Below are 18,267 nucleotides of genomic sequence, written 5' to 3' on the forward strand. Positions count from 1 at the left end.
CGAACATGGCACTCCCTGAGATTCCCATTCTTGAAGGCGACTACGTCCGCTTAGAACCTCTCAGCCACGAGCGTGCTGAAGAACTCTCTGCTGCGTGCGAAGACGGCAAGGTCCACGAGCTCTGGTACACCGTGGTTCCCAACCGCGAAGGCATGAACGCCGAGATTGATCGCCGTCTGGGCCTCTATGGCCAGGGAACCATGATGCCCTTTGCCACCATTGACGTCGCCACGAATAAGGCCATTGGTATGACCACCTTCATGAACATGAAGCTGGAGAACCTCAAGGTGGAGATTGGCTCCACCTGGATGGCCAGCAGCTCTCAGGGCACCGCGATCAACCCTGAAGCCAAGCTCCTCATGCTCAGCTACGCCTTTGATGTCTTGGGTTGCAACGCAGTAGAGCTGCGCACCCACGAGAAGAACGAGCAATCCCGTGCAGCGATTGAGAAGCTGGGTGCAAAGCTCGACGGCATGCTCCGCAACGACATGGTGATGGCTAATGGCACCCTCAGAAACACAGCCGTCTACTCCATCACGAAGGACGAGTGGCCTGCAGTCCACGACGGACTTGTTGCCCGTCTCGATGACCTCGAGCAGGCAGAAGAAGCCTAAGAGCTAGCTGCGGTTGTAAGAACCGAGCGCATCCACCAAAGCGTCATTAGCTTCGGGGGAACCCACTGAAATACGAATGCCCGTGCCGGTGAAAGCACGACCAATGATGCCCCGGCTCATCAGATGAGCCTGCAGGGCATCAGTTTCTTCACCGGCAGCAAGCCAGACAAAGTTGGCCTGTGAGGCAGGTGCATCCCAAGCTGTGGTTGCCAGATATGCCTCGAGCTTGTTGCGCTCTTCGAGCAAAACATCAATACGCGCCTGGAGTTCAGGCTCTGCTGCCAAAGAAGCAACGCCGGCTGCTTGAGCAATATCGGTCACGCCAAAGGGCAAAGCGACTTTGGCGAGACCTTCCATAACCTCAGGCTTCGCCACGGTGTATCCCAGACGCAGAGCAGCAAGACCATAGGCCTTGGAGAAAGTGTGCAGCACAGCCACGTTCGGGAACTCGCGGTAGAGCTCGAGACCACGAGCTGCTTCTGGATCGTTCTGGAAGTGAACGTAGGCTTCATCAATGACCACGAGGACGTGCCTGGGTACCTGAGCCAAGAATGTACGCAGTTCCTCATGTCCCACGGCAGTGCCGGTGGGGTTATTGGGCGTGCAAATGAAGATGACCTTGGTGGCAGGAGTAATGGCAGCCAGCATGGCAGGTAGATCATGGCGGTGATCAGCAGTGAGCGGAACCTCAACTGGAGTTGCTCCAGCACCACGAACCAAGATGGGATACGCCTCAAAGGAACGCCAGGCATAGATCACTTCGTCGCCGTGACCGGCAAAAGCACGGATCAACTGACCCGCAACCTCAACAGATCCAGTCCCAAAGGCGAGCTCTGACTCCTCCACACCCAGACGCTTCGCCAGAGCAGCAGTGAGCTCAGGGGCAGCCATGTCAGGGTAACGGTGCATGGTGGAGGCAGCATCCGTGATGGCTTGAATCACGGAGGGAAGGGGTGGGTAAGGGTTCTCGTTGGAGGAGAGCTTGTGAACCGGACCATCCCAGCCGTCCACAGAGGACTTCCCTGGCTTATAGGCCGGGATGTTCTCAATGTGGGCAGGCTGCTTAATCACCCTTCAACGATACCGGTGCACGCCCCAGCTAGAAACAGAACAGGGACCCAGTCACCTGGGTCCCTGTTCGAATAATGCAGTACTTAGCGCAGACGCACCGAGAGGCAGGTCACGCATCCTTCGAGCTTCTCGAATTCGGTGATGTCCACGGTGATGACGCGGTAACCAAGTTCACGGAACAGCTCTGCAGACTTCGGAGCTGATGCAGACATCAGCACGGTGTCAGGAGCGAGTACGACAACAGCGGTGCCGTGTGCCTCGGGCACAGGCAGGAAGCGGTCAAAGACTGCTGGGTCATCCACCAGGGGTGGGTAACCAATAACGGTGCCATCTGGCAGTGCGGTCACGGCAGTCTTGAGGTGCAGTGCCTTGGTGACAGGAACAGCAACCACGGTGTAACCCTGCTTGGCAGCAATGGCACGCAGCTGGCGAATACCTTCACCGTTGGTGCGACCACCGCGGCCAACATAAACGGTCTTGCCCACCTTGAGCACGTCACCACCATCGAGAGCACCGGGGCTCACGATGCGGTCACACTCAACACCGAGGTCGCGCAGCGTCGCCTCGGTGGCTTCGATTTCAGGCTTGCGGCTGTCAGCGCCGGGGTTGGAGATCACAGCGAGCTTGCCCAGCATGACAACGGTGTCTTCGATGAAGACGCTGTCGGCAAGGTCATCGCGAGGTTCAACCTCAACGGTGAGCCAGCCTGCTGCGTTCAGTGCGGCAACGTAGCCATCCCACTGCTGGTCAGCGAGCTCAAGGTCAACCTTCTTGCGCTTGATGTGGGTTACAAGACCGTCAGCAAGGGTAGAGGCAGGTGCACGCACGAGAGCAACCTTGGTGGGAGCGGTTGCAGCACCGCGGGCAATCACTGCGCGCCAGATAGCTGTTCCCGCGGTCACGGCTGCGATGGTGCCAGCAACAACGAAGATGAGATTCACACCGAGCAAGGACTGGAAGACACCAGCAAGCACATCAGGAGTGAAGGTCGCACCCTGTGACGCTGCCTGGATGAACATTCCAATAATGGCGGAGATGGACGACGCAACCAGACCCACGACCCAGGCATAACGACGCTTGGCCAGGAAGCCCAGAACGCCAGCTAGCAGGAGCAGGAAGAAGAGAATGGTGCTCGCACCAATGAAGAACGAAGCTGCCTGCCACAGAATGGCTTCTTCAAAGTTGTTGCCAATGAAGAAGGCTAGGCCTGTGACGTTCTGAGTAATCGCTGCAACTGCGAGTGCAGCTAGTGCAGCAGCGATAAGACGACGTGGTGTGAACATTTATTTATCCTTTAGTGGAAGAAGTGGCGTTCGCCGGTGAAATACATGGTGACTCCAGCCTTCTGAGCAGCTGCGATGACTTCTTCATCACGCACTGACCCACCGGGCTGAACGACTGCTTTGATTCCTGCAGCGAGGAGAACTTCGAGACCGTCTGCGAAGGGGAAGAACGCATCGGAGGCAGCAACGGAGCCCGCAGCGCGGTCTCCCGCACGGTTGACCGCGAGGTGGCACGAGTCAACACGGTTGACCTGTCCCATTCCTACGCCCACTGATGCACCGTTGTGGGCAAGCAGGATGGCGTTGGACTTCACCGAACGGCAGGCCTTCCAGGCGAACTCAAGATCAACGAGGGTTTCTTCGTCTGCGGCATCGCCGGAAACGAGCTGCCATTCGCTGATGAGTGCTCCTACGCGGGAACCACTATCGAAGAGGTCGGCATCTTGAACCAGGAAGCCGCCTGAGATCTGGCGGATTTCCTGAGGCTCACGGCCGAAGTCCTCAGGCAGTTGGAGCAGACGCAGGTTCTTCTTGGTCTTGAGAAGAGTCAATGCATCGGGCTCAAAGCCCGGAGCAACGAGCACCTCGGTGAAGACTTCACTGACCTGCTCAGCCATCTTGAGGGTGACGGTGCGGTTAGCCGCAATCACACCACCAAAGGCAGAGACGGGGTCGCACTCGTGTGCGAGACGGTGTGCAGAGGCAATCTGATCCACTGCCTTGTCGCGGCCCACAGCAATACCGCAGGGGTTGGCGTGCTTGATGATCGCAACCGCAGGGTTGATGAAGTCATAAGCAGCACGAACGGCAGCATCTGCATCAACGAAGTTGTTGTAAGACATTTCCTTGCCACCCAAGAGTGTGGACTGGGCAATGCCGTGACCACCCTGCTCCAAATACAGTGCAGCTTCTTGGTGCGAGTTCTCGCCGTAACGAAGAATTGATCCACGCTGTGCCGAAACTGCATAGGTGTCAGGGAACTTCTCATCACGCACAAACCAAGCTGACACTGCGGCGTCATATGCAGCAGTGTGGGCAAAGGCTTCAGCAGCCAGTGAGCGGCGCTGTTCTAGCGAAGTTCCACCCTTGGCTACGGCTTCCATGATCTCGCCATAGCGAGCAGGAGAGACCACAATGGCCACGTTGGGGTGGTTCTTTGCCGAAGCACGAACCATGGCGGGACCACCGATGTCGATCTGCTCGATGACATCAGCATCAGCAGCGCCTGAAGCAACGGTTTCGCGGAAGGGGTAGAGGTTCACCACGACGAGGTCAAACGCCTGGATGCCCAGCTCGTCGAGCTGGTCTGCGTGTGCCTGGAGACGAAGGTCAGCCAAGATACCGGCGTGGACGGAAGGGTGCAGGGTCTTCACACGGCCGTCGAGAGATTCGGGGAAGCCCGTGACTTCGCTGACGTCCTTGACGGCGTGACCTGCGTCACGAATGGTCTGCGCGGTGGAACCGGTGGAAACCAGCTCAACACCTGCCGCGCTCAGTGCACCAGCCAGGTCAAGCAGACCGGTCTTGTCACTGACCGAGATCAGGGCGCGACGAACGGGAACAACGTCGCGGTGGTTGTAAAGGCTGGGGTCGTGTGAAGGGCCGCTCATCAGCGTGCTAACTCCTGAAGGTTGACGTGGGCGTGGGCGATATTGCGAACGGTGTGAACAATGAGTTCACGCTCGACAATCTTGATGCGCTCGTGCAGAGAAGATTCGGTGTCATCAGCATTGATGGCCACCTCCACTTGCTCAATCACGGGGCCAGTGTCGACGCCCTCGTCGACAATGTGAACCGTTGCACCAGTAACTGTTGCCCCGTCTGCCAAGGCGTCACGCACCGCGTGAGCGCCGGGGTAGAGAGGCAACAATGCGGGGTGCATGTTGATGAGGTTGGGCGAGAACGCGGCAACCACGTTGGCCGGCAGAATGCGCATGAATCCAGCACACACAACCAGGTCAGGAGAGTAGTCAGCGATCTCAGCAATGAGTGCTTCGCCCCAGCTCACACGGTTCGCGTAGTCAGCAGGTGAGACCACGAAGGTGGGAACACCAAACTCGCGAGCGTGAGCCAAACCGGAAGCCTCGTTATCGGCACCGACAGCCACAATCTGTGCAGGGAAAGAGTCGTCGTTCGTGGCCTCGAGCAAGGCACGAAGATTAGAGCCCGATCCAGAGATCAGGACGACGAGTTTCAGCACCCCTCAAGCCTACCGGCTAGAGCTGGGGCTATTTTCGGGAGTTTTGGCCTGTGTGGGTGCAGAAGAACGCCCCGTGGAACGTGATCCGGCATACATTCCCAGTGCAGCGGCAATAAGGAACTCCACCGCAGCAAATCCGCCGGTGCGCAGGGCGTTCGGTCCCACGTCGACGAGGCGGCCAGGGCCGGCGGCTCCGCCGCTTGCCCAGGCCATAAATCCGATAAGAATTCCGCCCACGAGGGCAATGCCCAGAACGGTGAACAGTAACCAGCGGAAGGACAGCTGAGCACCGAGAGAACGAACGAGGCCAGGACGAATAAAGAACGCGGCAACAAATCCAGCTGCGACCGGCACCAAGATCCCTAAGAAACCAAAAGCTAAGTCAGCGGTCGGCATTGCGCCCAAGATAGGCAAGGCAGGGACCAGGCCTAAGTCAGTGCCCACGGGAGAAACAGAAGAACCCGTACCGAGAGCAAAGCCCGTGCCGACAAACCACGACGCCACCCACATGACGAAGTTGGGCATGAACATCAGCTGTGCTGCGGTGAGGATCAAGCTACCCCCGCCACCGCCCTGCAGGCCTTCATACAAACCCAAGATGGCAGAGAAGTTGGCAATGACCAGAACAGAGAGAACTACGGCAGAGATGCCCACCACGATGGCCGCAGCAGCGAGCCCGCCACGTAGCGAGGAAGCCAACACAGCTTGAACTTGGGTGGGCAAACCAAAGGCCCACGCAGACAACCGCTTCTGCACACGTTCAGCACGTCCACCAGAGTGACCAATCTCACCACGGGCACCGATGAGCAAGCCCACGCCAAAGATGGCGGTGGGGAAGGACAACGCCATCCACATCGTGGGCATGGCGTTGGCGTTGATCGAAGAAAGGGCAATGAGCACCGTCAGACCACCGAAGGTGCTGATGGCGGCAACGGGACCAATAAAGCGAGCACCTGATTCCAGTGACTTCCGGCCCAGGCGAACACCCAACAAGATGGTCAAAAGCGAGAAGAACAGCGGTGCAATGGAGATCAAGAAGGGCTTCTCCGCACCGGGAAGATTAACAGCAGCCGCCAAAGCTGGATCGAGGGTGATGGTGAGGTCAACACCGTGGCCTACCAACCAAATGTCAGCAGAAGCGCGGTAAAACACGTCCCAGCCCACGCCCGTATCGAGCTGGAATGCCCACATCAAACTCAAGGGAACCAACGAGATTCCAATGCCAATACCCACTGCCAGGAGAGACTCCAGGGCAGCAAGCAGTGCAATGAGGGTGCGGTTCACCCCTTGATGCTATGACTTTTTGGTAGCTGGCTTCTTCGCGACAGGCTTAGTTGAGCCAGTTGCGCTCTTCTTTGCCGCGGGCTTCTTCGCTGCAGGAGCAGCAGGAGCCTTCTTCACGGGGGCCTTCTTGGCAGGTGCCTTCTTGACCGGTGCCTTGGCAACGGTCTTGGTGGCAGGTGCAGCAGCTGCAGGAGCTGCTGCAGCCTTCACTGCAACAGGAGCAACTGGACGCTGAAGAACTTCATAAGCGAAGAGCAGAACCAGACCAGCAATGGTCCAGCCAAAGACATCGCCGATGGTCAGTGGAATAGTTGCGCTGAGAATCAGCGCAATGCCACCAATAATGACCACTCGGGCAACGACGCGGTACTGGTGCATTACCTTGCTGGATTCAGCGAAGTACTTGTTCTCGGGGTCCACGCTCTTACGCAGAGCGTTGATCTGCTTGTTAGAGAAGCCGCGGAACTTCGCTGCGCTTTCACTGGTGCCCAAAGCCCAACCCGTCACGATGGCAATGACGGAAGCCAGGGCCAAAGCAATGACAACGTCAAGGACGAACGCAACGAGGGCGTCATAGACAGCACCCACGATGGGTGAGTAGTTGGGATCAATCACCGTGGTCGCGACAACACGACCGCTGGTGAAGACAAAGGCAAGCAGAGCCATGACAGCCAGCATGACGCTACCGGTGGCAGCAAGTGCACGGGGGCGACGGCGAGCGGCAGCAATGCCCACTACGAACAGAGCTGCAACTACCCAGGGAAGCCATGTTCCCACGCCCACACCGATCTGGTAGATCAGGCGAGCAGCGGCGAGCTCAGGAACCTTACCCAAGGTGATGTCCGTGTTCACTTCTGGAATAGCAGAGGCGAAGCCCACGCCCTGGCTGATCAGTTCTTTCTTGATCTCCACGATGATGGGCTTGAGGGGAAGAGTGAGGGTGCCATCGTTGGCAAGTTTGATCACAGAGTCAGGGTTACCTGAAAGCAGTGCAACTGTCTGTTCCTGGGTCAGGGTGAGGGTCTTGTCCCATGCCTTGGCAAAGGCGTCAGACTTCACCACGTCGCTGACGAGGGTCTGAACCATGGATTCAATACCGCTGGCTGCAGGGGCAGCAAGCATGCCCAAAGCCTTCTTGGCTGCATCTGGGAGATCCAGTGCATTACCCAAACCTTCAAAGAGTGAGGTGGTCACCTCTTTGATGTCCACCTGCTTATCAATGATGGTGGTGACCTCAGTGATGATGGTCTCTTGAACAGCAGGGTTCTCTGCCAGTGGGGACAGCGTGGAAACAAAGCGCTGAGTGTTGGTGACTTCACTCGTTGCCCAGTGCGTAATGATCGCAGCGGGTGTGAGAGCAACGGCAAGAATCAACGCAATCGCGGACAACCAGGAGCGGCCAGCGCTCTTCTTCACAGCAGTAGACATGTTTGTTTTCAATCCCCAGAGGTTAGACAGTTCTCCTAGTCTGCCAGCTCGACCATGATTTTGGACCAGATGTGAACGGATGTGCCCGGATGTTCAGGTGCAGTTAAACGAACTCGGCGCTCCCCTTCACGGGAAGCGCCGAGTGAAAGCAGCCTGGATTAGAGGCTTGCCATGATTTCGCGCATCAGGCGAGCAGCCTCGGAAGGAGTCTTTCCAACCTTGACGCCGGCAGCCTCGAGGGCTTCCTTCTTTGCCTGAGCAGTTCCAGCGGAACCAGAAACGATTGCACCAGCGTGACCCATGGTCTTACCCTCGGGAGCGGTGAAGCCCGCAACATAGCCAACAACTGGCTTGGTTACGTTCGCCTTGATGAAGTCTGCAGCGCGCTCTTCAGCGTCACCACCGATTTCACCGATCATGACGATGGCCTTGGTCTCGGGGTCAGCCTCGAATGCAGCAAGTGCATCGATGTGAGTGGTGCCGATGATGGGGTCTCCACCAATACCGATAGCGGTCGAGAAGCCGAGGTCGCGCAGCTCGAACATCATCTGGTAGGTCAGGGTTCCAGACTTGGAAACCAGACCGATGGGGCCCTTGCCGGTGATGTTCGCAGGGGTAATACCTACGAGTGCCTCACCAGGGGTGATGATGCCGGGGCAGTTAGGACCAATGATGCGAGTCTTCGCACCCTTCTCCTTGGCGTATGCCCAGAACTCAGCAGAGTCCTGAACAGGAACACCCTCGGTGATGATGACGAGCAGAGGAATCTCTGCGTCGATTGCTTCGACAACGGCATCCTTGGTGAATGCAGGAGGAACGAATGCGATCGAGACATCAGCGCCGGTTGCTGCCATTGCTTCTGCAACGGTGGCGAAAACGGGAAGCTCAACGTCACCGTGAGTCACAGTGGTGCCTGCCTTGCGAGCGTTCACACCACCGACGATCTGGGTGCCAGCTGCGAGCATACGAGCGGTGTGCTTGGAGCCCTCACCACCGGTGATGCCCTGCACGATGACCTTGGAGTCTTTGTTCAGAAAGATTGACATTTCTTATCCTTGAATATTCGTGAGGGCTTAGCGGGCAGCGAGTTCAGCGGCCTTGTCGGCGCCGTCATCCATGCTGTCTGCGATGGTTACGAGTGGGTGGTTAGCCTCGGCGAGGATACGACGACCCTCGTCGACGTTGTTGCCGTCAAGGCGAACAACGAGAGGCTTGTTAGCAGCGGAACCGAGGGTTGCCAGTGCCTGGACGATACCGTTCGCCACAGCGTCACAAGCGGTGATACCACCGAAGACGTTGACGAAGACGCTCTTGACCTGGGCGTCACCGAGGATGACGTCGAGACCAGCAGCCATGACCTCAGCAGAAGCTCCACCACCGATGTCGAGGAAGTTAGCGGGCTTGACCCCACCGTGCTTCTCACCAGCGTAAGCAACAACGTCGAGGGTGCTCATGACGAGACCTGCACCGTTACCGATGATGCCAACCTCACCGTCAAGCTTGACGTAGTTGAGGTCTGCAGCCTTAGCCTTGGCCTCGAGAGGGTCAGCAGCTGCCTTGTCTTCGAGTGCTGCGTGGTTCTCGTGACGGAACTCAGCGTTCTCATCGAGCGAGACCTTGCCGTCGAGGGCGATAACGTCGCCTTCTTCGGTGAGAACCAGTGGGTTGACCTCAACGAGAGTGGCGTCTTCGCCGGTGTAAACCTCGTAGAGCTTGACGAAGACAGGAGCAACCTTGTCTACGAGCTCTGCAGGGAACTTCGCTTCAACAGCAATGCGCTTGGCTTCAGCCAGGTCGATGCCCTTGATGGGGTTGACCTCGATGCGAGCAAGAGCTTCGGGACGCTCAACTGCGAGCTGCTCGATCTCCATGCCACCTTCGTAGGAAGTCAGCGAGAGGTAGGAGCGGTTTGCACGGTCGAGAAGTACGGAGAAGTAGAACTCTTCAGCAATGCGAGCACCAGCGGCAACCATGACGCGCTTGACGACGTGGCCCTTGATGTCGAGACCAAGAATGGCCTGTGCTGCTTCTTCAGCTTCCTCAGGGGTCTTAGCGACCTTGACGCCGCCGGCCTTACCGCGGCCGCCAACCTTGACCTGAGCCTTGACGACGACAACGCCGCCCAGCTTTTCTGCTGCAGCACGAGCTTCAGCAGGGGTGTCTGCGATGATGCCAGCGAGCACGGGAACACCGTAGCTCTCGAATAGGTCCCTGGCTTGGTATTCGTAAAGATCCACGTGATTTCCTAATCCGCGTTGAGCGATAAAGAGGGGAAGGTAAATAAATCTGATGAGTTAAAAGTAACTTGATATCAAGATAAATTGACTGGTTCGACTTTACCGGTTTTTTTCGCGGATTACACCTCCTATTAGGCATGGCTAACCAAAGTGGCGTGGACACCACTTAACTGCGAAAGTAGAGCTATGCCTGAAACAGTCCACGCACAAGGTTTTGAACCCCACGACGCCGCTTCCAACAGCAAGTTGAACTGGCTCCGTGCCGGTGTTCTCGGCGCCAACGACGGCATTGTCTCCATCGCCGCCCTGATGGTCGGTGTTGCCGCAGCAACACAAGACCCAGCAGCCCTGCTGCTGACCGGCGTCGCCGGTCTGTCCGCAGGTGCCATCTCGATGGCTCTGGGTGAATATGTCTCCGTTTCCAGCCAGCGCGACTCCGAGAAGGCGTGGATCAACAAGGAACGTCGCGAACTCGAAGAATTCCCTGAAGAAGAACTCGAAGAACTCGTTGCGCTCTATGAAGCACAGGGCCTCAAGCCGGCAACAGCACGCCAGGTTGCGGTTGAAATGACCGAGGTGGACGCCCTCAAGACCCACCTCGACATTGAGCTTGGTATCAACCAGGAAGAACTCACCAACCCGATGGCAGCTGCCATCTCGTCGGCGATCTCCTTCTTTGCTGGTGCCATCCTGCCTTTGCTCGCAGTTCTGCTGGTTCCCGGCGCTGCAAAGATTCCAGCAACTGTTGCTGCTTCACTGATTGCTTTAGCCCTCACCGGCGGCGTGGGCGCATTCATTGGTGGGGCACCAGTCCCCCGCGCAATCCTGCGCGTGACCATTGGTGGCGCAGCTGCTCTCGCTGTGACCTACTTCATTGGTTCGCTGCTGGGTGGCAACGCAGGTATCTAGAGCTTCTCAATCGGAGCGATCTTGATCAGGAGCTTCTTAGCTCCTGCAGAATCAAACTTCACGTGGGCAACGCGCTTCGCGCCTTCACCAGTGACTTGGTTCACGGTTCCCTCACCAAAGTCGGCGTGAGAAATACGGTCGCCGGCAACCAGCTCTAAGTCACCGTTGTCACGAATCTTGTTCGTGACGCGGTTAGCCCATTCGGTCTTCGGCTTGGGAGATGCCTCGAGAGAGTTCCAACCACCCTCGGTTGAACCCCAGCCACCAAGTTCACTTGAGCCAAAGCCACCGTCATAGCGAGAACCACGCGCATTCAATGCGCGTGACTGATAACCGTCACGGCCATTGACGGAGCCAGGTGACTGGCGCCATTCAATGAGTTCAGAGGGAATCTCTTGCAGATAGCGAGAAGGCATTGCCACGTTGGTCTGACCAAACTGGGCACGGCTCATCGCTAAAGAAAGGAACAAGCGCTTGCGAGCACGGGTAATACCCACATAGAACAGACGGCGCTCTTCGGCAGGTCCACCAGGTTCACCAGCGGACATTCGGTGAGGGAGAAGTTCTTCCTCCACGCCGGTAATAAACACTGCGTTGTATTCCAAGCCCTTGGCGGTGTGGAGGGTCATCAGGGAGACCGTTCCACTGGCGTCATCGAGTTCGTCGGCAGCAGCGACCAGAGAAACCTCAGTGAGGAAGTCAATGAGTGTGCCACCAGGGTTGTTCTTGTCGAATTCCTTGGTCACCGCCAAGAGTTCTTCCACGTTCTCGGCACGAGCTTCATCTTGAGGGTCTCGTGTTGCACGCAGCAGATCCACATACCCGGTCTCTTCCAAGATGCGAGTCAGCACATCACCGACTGGACCAGACTCCGCCAATGCTGTGGCCTCATCAATGAGGCCTGACAGCTTGGCGATCGCACCAGAAACTTTGGGGCCTAATCCAAGAGAGTCCGCAGAGCGCAGTGCTTCGCGCAGCGTGATCTGGTTGGTGTCGGCATAGTTCTGCAGACCTGTTTCGGTTGCAGGGCCAATACCGCGCTTGGGAACGTTCAAGATTCTGCGCACAGCGAGAGAATCAGCAGGGTTGGCAATGGTGACCAGGTAACCCAGGATGTCCTTGATTTCCGCACGCTCATAGAACTTGGTGCCGCCCAAGATTCGGTAGGGCACCGCAGAGCGGATAAAGATTTCTTCCAACGCACGGGTCTGAGAGTTGGTGCGATAGAACACCGCCATCTCGTTGTAACCCATACCGTTGCCGTGAAGAGTACTGATCTCATCCACGACGAACTGGGCTTCATCGTGTGCGGAGTAACCGGTGAAGCCCACAATGAGCTCACCGTCTCCCACATCACTCCAGAGCTTCTTGTCCTTGCGGTCAAAGTTGTTCGAGATCACCGAGTTAGCGGCAGAAAGAATGGTCTGGGTGGAGCGGTAGTTCTGCTCCAGCATCACCACGTGAGCACCCTTGAAGTCACGCTCGAACTCCGCAATGTTGCGCATGTCTGCGCCGCGGAAGGCATAGATGGACTGGTCGGAGTCACCGACCACGGTCAGTGATCCGCCAGGCATGCCATCGGCGGTCTCTCTGGTCAGCTCGTGGATGAGCGCATACTGAGCGTGGTTCGTGTCCTGGTACTCATCGACCAGGACGTGACGGAACTGCTTGCGGTAGTGGTCTGCCACGTGCGGGAACGCACGGAACAAGAACACGGTCTGCGCAATCAAGTCATCGAAGTCGAAAGCGTTCGCTGCCTGCAACGCACGGGTATACCCGCGGAAGACCTCAAGGAACTTCACCTCGGTGGGGTCATTGAGGTTGGCATTGCGAGAATAGCTGTCCACGTCAGAGAGCTCGTTCTTCAAACGAGAAATCTTGCCCGCAACACCCGAGACAGAGAGCCCATAGGTGTCTGCTTCGTATTCCTTGATCAATCGCTTGATCAAGGTGCGAGAGTCGTGAGAGTCATAGATGGTGAACGCTTTGGTGAAACCAAAGTTCTCTGCCTCTCGGCGGAGAATGCGCACGCAAGAAGAGTGGAATGTGGAGATCCACATTCCCTCGGTGGCGATGCCCAGCATCTTCTCTGCGCGTTCGCGCATTTCAGCTGCTGCCTTATTCGTAAAGGTGATGGCCAAGATCTGGCTGGGCCATGCTTCGCGGTTACGAATCAGAGAAGCAATACGGCGGGTGAGCACGCTCGTTTTACCCGAGCCAGCACCAGCCACAATGAGCAATGCAGGGCCCCGGTATTGCACAGCTTCTAGCTGTTGGGGGTTCAGGCCATCCAGTAATGGATCGGCAGAAGAAAGCTCACTCATAGCCCGTCAAGTCTACGGGCGAGTACGGACAGCCAAGTCGGGGTGGTCGGCGAAGGCGCCGTCCACACCCAGCTTCCAGATCATCTCGTAGAAGTCCTGCCAGTTCCCTCGGGAACCAGGACCTTCTGCCGTTCTAAACATGGGTGGCAAGAACTCATTCTCGGGGCGCAGAGTCCACGTGAAGATCTTCAACCCCAACTCATGAGCCTTCTGAACAATGGCTTGGCCATTCTTCAGTTCTTCTTCGGTGCCATCAAAGAGCAGCGAAGAAGCAAGGGCCAAGCCATCAAGGCGGCCAGCGAATGCTTCCAAGCCCGCATCAGAGAGTTCATCGTTATTGCTAATAGAAGGCACACCTTCAGAACGTGCCCAGACCAGCTCATCAAAAGCCGTGTGGAGATTGTCCATGATGTAGAAGTGCTGCGAACCTATGCCCAGTTCACGCAAGCGCACCATGATGCTCTTCTCAAAGCTCTCAATGATCAGGCGAGGATCATCCGTGCGCCAACCAGCTAAGAACAGATCCTGGGTCAGTAATGCTTCAAAGCTGTAACCCAGCCCGGCAAAGTACGTGGGGTGTTTCAACTCCACCACCAGGCTTAAACCACCTGGAGCTTCATCTGCGATCTCGAGCAAATCAATGAAGCGCAAGATGCCGTGCTTGTCGTCGTGTTCACGATTTGCCGGACGCAGTTCCGGCAATCGTTCACGACACATCAGTGTCGAGAGCTCTGCCCAGGTGAAGTCTTCTGTGAACCACCCGGTGAGCTCTTCCCCGTCCACCACTTTGGTGGTCATGCGGTCCGCAAACTCTGGCTTTTCTGCCACGTTCGTGGTGCCAGAGATTTCGTTCTCGTGGCGAATAATCAAGACACCATCTTTGGAGACAACGAGGTCCGGCTCAATAGCGTCAGAACCCAGCTGAATAGCCAATTCATAGGCGCCGAGGGTGTGCTCGGGGTGATAGCCACTGGCGCCTCGGTGGGCGATGACGAGAGGGCGAGCGGTCATGTTTCTATGATGCCAGTGGTGAGTGCGTAACTGTCATCTGACCGATGTGAATTTCTAGGGGGCTATTCAAGGCCTCTGCAATTCTCATCAAAGTAGTGATTTGAGGAATCTGGGCTCCGTTTTCCAGTGAAGAGATTACGGACTGACGTGTTCCAGCGAGTTCTGCGAGTTTTGTCTGGCTCAAGCCAGCACGAACACGTCCTTCGTAAACCATCTCAGCAATGCTCGTCCGGAGTTCCGCTTCTTTATATGCACGCTGGTATCGCGCCTGTTCAACAGGATCCATTTCTGCAAAGAGTTCATTCTTGACCTCTTCATAGTCAAATGTCTCGACCATGTTCCTACTCCCCTTCCTGTTCCAGGCGATAGAGCTTCTGTGCTCTTCTTGCCCGGATGACTTCTTTTTGCTCGTTGTTCTTTTGCTTCACAAAATGAGTCAGCGTGATGATCTGCTTCTCAACGTCATAGATATAAGTGACTCGGGTTGCCTTATTTTCACAACTGAATCGAAGTTCAAATAAGCCCCCAGACAATGGCCTGGAGTGCGGCATTCTGAGCGTATTTCCTTGTGCTCTCAACCGATCAAAAGCGATGATGGCCTCTGCTTGTCCCTCTTTGGATAAACCTTGAACCCAGTTTTTGAGTTCTGACGAAAGCCGCAGTTTCCATATCACTTCGACAGAATATCACATTGACAGAATATCTTGTAGAGAGAATTCTGATAGATATGAGCTGCTTGCGATAAAACACAGCGAATTCTCAAGAAACACAGGGGTAGCACTCGGTATCGTTGTTGTTGCGCCCAGAAAGCGCACAACTTCCTGAAAGGAACTGACAACCATCATGGCTGTTAACAACCCCGCCTTCACCGGCAACAAGGCCTTCTCGCCTAACGCGACTGCTGCAGAGCTCCAGGCTCTCTATGACGCACCGTCGGCCAACCGCGCTCCCGAGCGCGCCATGACCTACGAAGACACCATTGCGAAGTCCTTCATCTCCTTCTTGGTCCTCATCGTCGGCGCTGTCGCCGGATGGGTCATCACCAGCATGAACCCCGCCCTCGGCATGGGAATGATCACCGTTGCCGGTATTGGTGCATTCGTTCTGGCCATGGTCAACATCTTCAAGAAGGAGCCAGTGCCCGCACTGATCCTTGCCTATGCAGCACTTGAGGGTGTTCTCCTCGGTGGTATCTCCCTCGTCTTCGACGCTCAGTGGAGCGGCATTGTTGCTCAGGCTGTCATTGCCACCATCGTGGTCGTCGGTGTCACCCTCGCCCTCTTTGCCAACGGCAAGATCCGCGCTTCGGCTCGTGCCACCAAGATCTTCTTCATCGCGATCATTGCGTACCTGGTCTTCTCCGTCGTCAGCATGCTGATGCAGGCCTTCGGTGCCACCAGTGGCACCTTCGGCCTCAACAGCGTTGAGATCTTCGGTATCCCCCTGGGTCTGATCATTGGCCCTCTGGTTATCCTCTTGGCTGCCTACTCACTCGTCCTGGACTTCGACATGGTTCAGCGCGGTGTGCAGAACAAGGCTCCCGCGAAGTTCGCATGGACCGGTGCCTTCAGCATCATGGTCACCGTGGTCTGGCTCTACATGCAGATCCTGCAGTTCCTCGCGATTGCCCGCGACTAACAGCCACAACAAACACAAGAACACCCTCACCTATTGGTGAGGGTGTTCTGCTTTCTAAACTAAGAACATGAACCTAGTTACCGTTGCGTCACTGATCGTGGTTGTTATCTCTCTAGGAGTGTTCGCATTCCAGATAGCACTCGTTGCTGGAGCACCCTGGGGTGAATACACAATGGGTGGCCAGAAGAAGGGCGCCCTCCCCACGCAGCTTCGAGTGGGTGCAGCAGTATCTGCCGTCATCATGCTTGCCCAAGCAGGTCACTACCTTGCTCAGGCCGGGGTGCTTCCCACATTGTTGGACCCCAGCTGGAACACCGTGGTCAACTGGATTTGGTTTGGCTTCACCGTGGCAGGGCTCATCATGAACTCCATCTCACGCAGCAAGAAGGAAAGGAACACCTGGGTTCCTGTCTTGCTGATCAGCACCATCTGCACATTGCTGGTGGCACTGAACTAAAGGGTTATGAAGCCTGCTGCCAAAAGGCTGGCAAGGCATCAAAGTCTTCGAGAAGCATGACGTCCCAATTCAGGGGCAACTTTCCCAGTTCGACAATCTTTTCGCGAAAAATCGGTGGAAGTGCAATTCCAAAGTGCTGAGCAATGCTGATTCCAGTGAAGATTCCTGCATCCGGTTCACCTGCATTGATATCACTATCAATGTGCGTGACCTCTGCTTCGCCCACCAATGGGCGCAGGTAATCTCTAAGCGCCCGGGCCACGAATTCACTATTGTCCATAAATCTCATACTAAAACTCCAAAACAGATAAATCGAGTGGACAAGGAATTGCCTTCCCTTTCTGGTTGATAATCACACCGTGTCCTGAAACCGGATACGCAGTAAAGATGAACAGCCCCGCCGAATTACTGCGAAGAATCACTTTCATCAGAACTTCTCCAACTTGACGGAAACAGATGAGCTCCGGCCCTCTGACCCGGATGCTCTCCGGAAGACTCAGGACTGCACGAATAGAGGCATCCACCATCGCGAGATCCCAATCTGCAGGAAATTCGGTCTTTCCTTCGCGTCTAAGCCCGTGACGATGGCCGCCCTTGATGGAGTCTTTCTCTCCTTCCCACACGTGCCGAAGGAGTTCCTCAGTAACCGGAACATGCGCAAAGGATTCGAAGGCCATGCGCCACAGAGTAGAAAAGCTCAGCGAGCAAAAACCCGGCTAACTCATTACTGTGCGCACGGACCTCGCAGCTCCTCCTGTGGAGGAGCTGGCGCAGCCAACATCACGGGTTAAGTAGATGTGGGTGGAGCGTCAGCTCCACCCACAAATTAGATTCACTTATGCCGCTTGGAGCGGGATGTGTTCGAGTAGGTCCATGACATCTTTGAGTTCTGCTTCTGGCCAAGCGAATTCATGAATGATGAGTTGGCGAATGTTCTCTGCAATGGGGGCCTCTGCCTGGCGTGCTGCTGCAACACCGTAATAAACCGCGCTCCGAGGATAGCCATAATCGAGTGATTCATGAGCAAGAGTCAAGTCTTCCCCGTCAACTGTTTGGCTGATGAGAGTAAGAATTCCTCGTGCAGCAAGCATGGGGTCGATCATGTCATTCATTTTATCTTCCGTTCCTGAGATTGTGGAAGGAATGTCCGTACCCCCTCTTACAGTCACAACTGGAGGGAACAACAATGGATATTTTCTTTGGACTACTGCTATTCGGGGGAATAGTGCTGATCATCTGGGGCTTCTTTGCCTTCATCTTTGCCATAGGTAAAGCTCTCTCAGGATCAACGCCACCAGTCACACGAAGCACAAGCACCACCTCTGCCAATAACTCAGATGAGATCGATGGCATGAATAACGGGGACTACTACAACGGCCCCCATGGCTACTCCCCTATGACGGGTTATCCCGAGACCCAATACGGGTCAGGGTTTGATCCAGATGCTGAGTGGAACCACGAAGAAGAGTACTAACTTCACACATTCATTGAGGGGAAAGAAAACACCATGAATACATCAGTCAAGAAAACACAACGAACCACAGCACGCTTCCGTTCAGTAACTGGAGGGCGCGCATCGCGCGCCGAGGTATACGGCCTCTTTATCGCAGCCGTCGTGCTCGTTGGCGGCGGCGTCACCGGTGGCGCCGCCGGCGGGTGGCGGCCGCGCGCGCGCGGCGGGCCTGCGAGCAGTTCCTGGAGGACCACCGGGTGCTGGTGGAGCCGGCGTGTGGGGCGGCGCTGGCGGTGGTTTACGACGTGCCGCCGCCGCCGGACTGGCCGCACGGCCAGGTCGCGGCCATCGCGCTGCC

The 18,267-nt window shown here is 56.3% G+C and carries 20 protein-coding genes; 5 read left to right on the forward strand and 15 right to left on the reverse strand.

Annotation, left to right across the window (positions count from 1 at the left end):
• Nucleotides 1–5: 5 nt before the first annotated feature.
• Nucleotides 6–614 (forward strand): GNAT family N-acetyltransferase, encoded by a 609-nt coding sequence (locus tag Q0362_RS06385; RefSeq protein ID WP_298121421.1) that lies wholly within the window; start codon nucleotides 6–8, stop codon nucleotides 612–614.
• A gap of 3 nt (nucleotides 615–617) precedes the next feature.
• On the opposite strand, the gene hisC is transcribed toward Q0362_RS06385, so the two are convergent.
• From hisC to sucC, 8 genes are all read right to left on the reverse strand, one after another.
• Nucleotides 618–1,685, reverse strand: coding sequence for a histidinol-phosphate transaminase (gene hisC / locus Q0362_RS06390; RefSeq protein WP_298121424.1), 1,068 nt, complete (start codon nucleotides 1,683–1,685; stop codon nucleotides 618–620).
• A gap of 83 nt (nucleotides 1,686–1,768) precedes the next feature.
• Complete coding sequence (gene ddaH, locus Q0362_RS06395) at nucleotides 1,769–2,968, reverse strand: dimethylargininase (protein ID WP_298121428.1); 1,200 nt, start codon at nucleotides 2,966–2,968, stop codon at nucleotides 1,769–1,771.
• 11 nt (nucleotides 2,969–2,979) lie between these two features.
• Entirely contained in the window at nucleotides 2,980–4,578 is a 1,599-nt protein-coding gene (purH, locus tag Q0362_RS06400; protein WP_298121433.1) for a bifunctional phosphoribosylaminoimidazolecarboxamide formyltransferase/IMP cyclohydrolase, read from the reverse strand.
• Nucleotides 4,578–5,168 carry a phosphoribosylglycinamide formyltransferase gene (gene purN / locus Q0362_RS06405; RefSeq protein WP_298121436.1) on the reverse strand — a complete coding sequence of 197 codons (591 nt, stop codon included), beginning with the start codon at nucleotides 5,166–5,168 and terminating at the stop codon, nucleotides 4,578–4,580. Before purN ends, purH begins: the two co-directional genes overlap by 1 nt.
• Before the next feature lie 9 nt (nucleotides 5,169–5,177).
• Nucleotides 5,178–6,452, reverse strand: a complete 1,275-nt coding sequence (locus Q0362_RS06410; RefSeq protein WP_298121438.1) for a DUF6350 family protein — start codon at nucleotides 6,450–6,452, stop codon at nucleotides 5,178–5,180.
• A 9-nt stretch (nucleotides 6,453–6,461) separates the two neighbouring features.
• On the reverse strand, nucleotides 6,462–7,892 hold the full coding sequence (locus tag Q0362_RS06415; RefSeq protein WP_298121440.1) for a hypothetical protein: 1,431 nt from the start codon (nucleotides 7,890–7,892) through the stop codon (nucleotides 6,462–6,464).
• 146 nt (nucleotides 7,893–8,038) lie between these two features.
• Nucleotides 8,039–8,926 (reverse strand): succinate--CoA ligase subunit alpha, encoded by an 888-nt coding sequence (gene sucD / locus Q0362_RS06420; protein ID WP_280794434.1) that lies wholly within the window; start codon nucleotides 8,924–8,926, stop codon nucleotides 8,039–8,041.
• Between the two features lie 27 nt (nucleotides 8,927–8,953).
• A complete protein-coding gene (gene sucC / locus Q0362_RS06425; protein WP_298121443.1) occupies nucleotides 8,954–10,117 on the reverse strand; it encodes an ADP-forming succinate--CoA ligase subunit beta in 1,164 nt (387 codons plus the stop codon).
• A 186-nt stretch (nucleotides 10,118–10,303) separates the two neighbouring features.
• Here sucC and Q0362_RS06430 point away from each other — a divergent pair, with 186 nt between their 5' ends.
• On the forward strand, nucleotides 10,304–11,026 hold the full coding sequence (locus tag Q0362_RS06430; protein WP_280794436.1) for a VIT family protein: 723 nt from the start codon (nucleotides 10,304–10,306) through the stop codon (nucleotides 11,024–11,026).
• On the opposite strand, the gene Q0362_RS06435 is transcribed toward Q0362_RS06430, so the two are convergent.
• Genes Q0362_RS06435 through Q0362_RS06450 form a run of 4 tightly spaced genes read right to left on the reverse strand, consistent with a single transcriptional unit; the run spans nucleotide 11,023 to nucleotide 15,035 of the window.
• Nucleotides 11,023–13,350 carry an ATP-dependent helicase gene (locus Q0362_RS06435; protein ID WP_298121446.1) on the reverse strand — a complete coding sequence of 776 codons (2,328 nt, stop codon included), beginning with the start codon at nucleotides 13,348–13,350 and terminating at the stop codon, nucleotides 11,023–11,025. The two genes, Q0362_RS06430 and Q0362_RS06435, sit on opposite strands and share 4 nt — an antisense overlap.
• 12 nt (nucleotides 13,351–13,362) lie before the next feature.
• Nucleotides 13,363–14,361, reverse strand: coding sequence for a glycerophosphodiester phosphodiesterase family protein (locus tag Q0362_RS06440; protein ID WP_298121449.1), 999 nt, complete (start codon nucleotides 14,359–14,361; stop codon nucleotides 13,363–13,365).
• A 4-nt stretch (nucleotides 14,362–14,365) separates the two neighbouring features.
• Nucleotides 14,366–14,698 carry a helix-turn-helix domain-containing protein gene (locus tag Q0362_RS06445; RefSeq protein ID WP_298121452.1) on the reverse strand — a complete coding sequence of 111 codons (333 nt, stop codon included), beginning with the start codon at nucleotides 14,696–14,698 and terminating at the stop codon, nucleotides 14,366–14,368.
• 4 nt (nucleotides 14,699–14,702) lie between these two features.
• The gene (locus Q0362_RS06450; RefSeq protein ID WP_298121457.1) at nucleotides 14,703–15,035 is read right to left on the reverse strand and encodes a type II toxin-antitoxin system RelE/ParE family toxin; all 333 of its coding nucleotides are present in this window, start codon (nucleotides 15,033–15,035) and stop codon (nucleotides 14,703–14,705) included.
• Nucleotides 15,036–15,204: 169 nt separating this feature from the next.
• Here Q0362_RS06450 and Q0362_RS06455 point away from each other — a divergent pair, with 169 nt between their 5' ends.
• Together Q0362_RS06455 and Q0362_RS06460 are read left to right on the forward strand one after the other, a co-directional pair.
• Nucleotides 15,205–15,999, forward strand: a complete 795-nt coding sequence (locus tag Q0362_RS06455) for a Bax inhibitor-1/YccA family protein (protein WP_298121461.1) — start codon at nucleotides 15,205–15,207, stop codon at nucleotides 15,997–15,999.
• 67 nt (nucleotides 16,000–16,066) lie between these two features.
• On the forward strand, nucleotides 16,067–16,456 hold the full coding sequence (locus Q0362_RS06460) for a hypothetical protein (RefSeq protein ID WP_298121465.1): 390 nt from the start codon (nucleotides 16,067–16,069) through the stop codon (nucleotides 16,454–16,456).
• Nucleotides 16,457–16,460: 4 nt separating this feature from the next.
• Here Q0362_RS06460 and Q0362_RS06465 read toward each other — a convergent pair whose 3' ends face one another.
• The 3 genes from Q0362_RS06465 to Q0362_RS06475 form a co-directional block, all read right to left on the reverse strand.
• The gene (locus tag Q0362_RS06465; RefSeq protein WP_280794444.1) at nucleotides 16,461–16,736 is read right to left on the reverse strand and encodes a hypothetical protein; all 276 of its coding nucleotides are present in this window, start codon (nucleotides 16,734–16,736) and stop codon (nucleotides 16,461–16,463) included.
• Nucleotides 16,737–16,746: 10 nt separating this feature from the next.
• Complete coding sequence (locus tag Q0362_RS06470; protein WP_298121470.1) at nucleotides 16,747–17,133, reverse strand: hypothetical protein; 387 nt, start codon at nucleotides 17,131–17,133, stop codon at nucleotides 16,747–16,749.
• Nucleotides 17,134–17,292: 159 nt separating this feature from the next.
• On the reverse strand, nucleotides 17,293–17,568 hold the full coding sequence (locus Q0362_RS06475) for a hypothetical protein (protein ID WP_298121473.1): 276 nt from the start codon (nucleotides 17,566–17,568) through the stop codon (nucleotides 17,293–17,295).
• Nucleotides 17,569–17,642: 74 nt separating this feature from the next.
• Here Q0362_RS06475 and Q0362_RS06480 point away from each other — a divergent pair, with 74 nt between their 5' ends.
• Nucleotides 17,643–17,930 (forward strand): hypothetical protein, encoded by a 288-nt coding sequence (locus tag Q0362_RS06480; protein ID WP_298121477.1) that lies wholly within the window; start codon nucleotides 17,643–17,645, stop codon nucleotides 17,928–17,930.
• Nucleotides 17,931–18,267: the final 337 nt, after the last annotated feature.

The organism is uncultured Aurantimicrobium sp. (assembly GCF_936931525.1).
Taxonomy (GTDB): domain Bacteria; phylum Actinomycetota; class Actinomycetes; order Actinomycetales; family Microbacteriaceae; genus Aurantimicrobium.

What these genes read in the sequence shown, in the direction of transcription:
- Q0362_RS06460 (WP_298121465.1), top strand. Translation starts at nt 16,067, where the DNA reads ATGAACCTAGTTACCGTTGCGTCACTGATCGTGGTTGTTATCTCTCTA.
- ddaH (WP_298121428.1), bottom strand. Translation starts at nt 2,968, where the DNA reads ATGTTCACACCACGTCGTCTTATCGCTGCTGCACTAGCTGCACTCGCA.
- Q0362_RS06445 (WP_298121452.1), bottom strand. Translation starts at nt 14,698, where the DNA reads ATGGTCGAGACATTTGACTATGAAGAGGTCAAGAATGAACTCTTTGCA.
- Q0362_RS06475 (WP_298121473.1), bottom strand. Translation starts at nt 17,568, where the DNA reads ATGAATGACATGATCGACCCCATGCTTGCTGCACGAGGAATTCTTACT.
- Q0362_RS06480 (WP_298121477.1), top strand. Translation starts at nt 17,643, where the DNA reads ATGGATATTTTCTTTGGACTACTGCTATTCGGGGGAATAGTGCTGATC.
- sucD (WP_280794434.1), bottom strand. Translation starts at nt 8,926, where the DNA reads ATGTCAATCTTTCTGAACAAAGACTCCAAGGTCATCGTGCAGGGCATC.
- purH (WP_298121433.1), bottom strand. Translation starts at nt 4,578, where the DNA reads ATGAGCGGCCCTTCACACGACCCCAGCCTTTACAACCACCGCGACGTT.
- Q0362_RS06440 (WP_298121449.1), bottom strand. Translation starts at nt 14,361, where the DNA reads ATGACCGCTCGCCCTCTCGTCATCGCCCACCGAGGCGCCAGTGGCTAT.
- Q0362_RS06430 (WP_280794436.1), top strand. Translation starts at nt 10,304, where the DNA reads ATGCCTGAAACAGTCCACGCACAAGGTTTTGAACCCCACGACGCCGCT.
- Q0362_RS06465 (WP_280794444.1), bottom strand. Translation starts at nt 16,736, where the DNA reads ATGGACAATAGTGAATTCGTGGCCCGGGCGCTTAGAGATTACCTGCGC.
- Q0362_RS06435 (WP_298121446.1), bottom strand. Translation starts at nt 13,350, where the DNA reads ATGAGTGAGCTTTCTTCTGCCGATCCATTACTGGATGGCCTGAACCCC.
- Q0362_RS06470 (WP_298121470.1), bottom strand. Translation starts at nt 17,133, where the DNA reads ATGGCCTTCGAATCCTTTGCGCATGTTCCGGTTACTGAGGAACTCCTT.
- Q0362_RS06385 (WP_298121421.1), top strand. Translation starts at nt 6, where the DNA reads ATGGCACTCCCTGAGATTCCCATTCTTGAAGGCGACTACGTCCGCTTA.
- Q0362_RS06455 (WP_298121461.1), top strand. Translation starts at nt 15,205, where the DNA reads ATGGCTGTTAACAACCCCGCCTTCACCGGCAACAAGGCCTTCTCGCCT.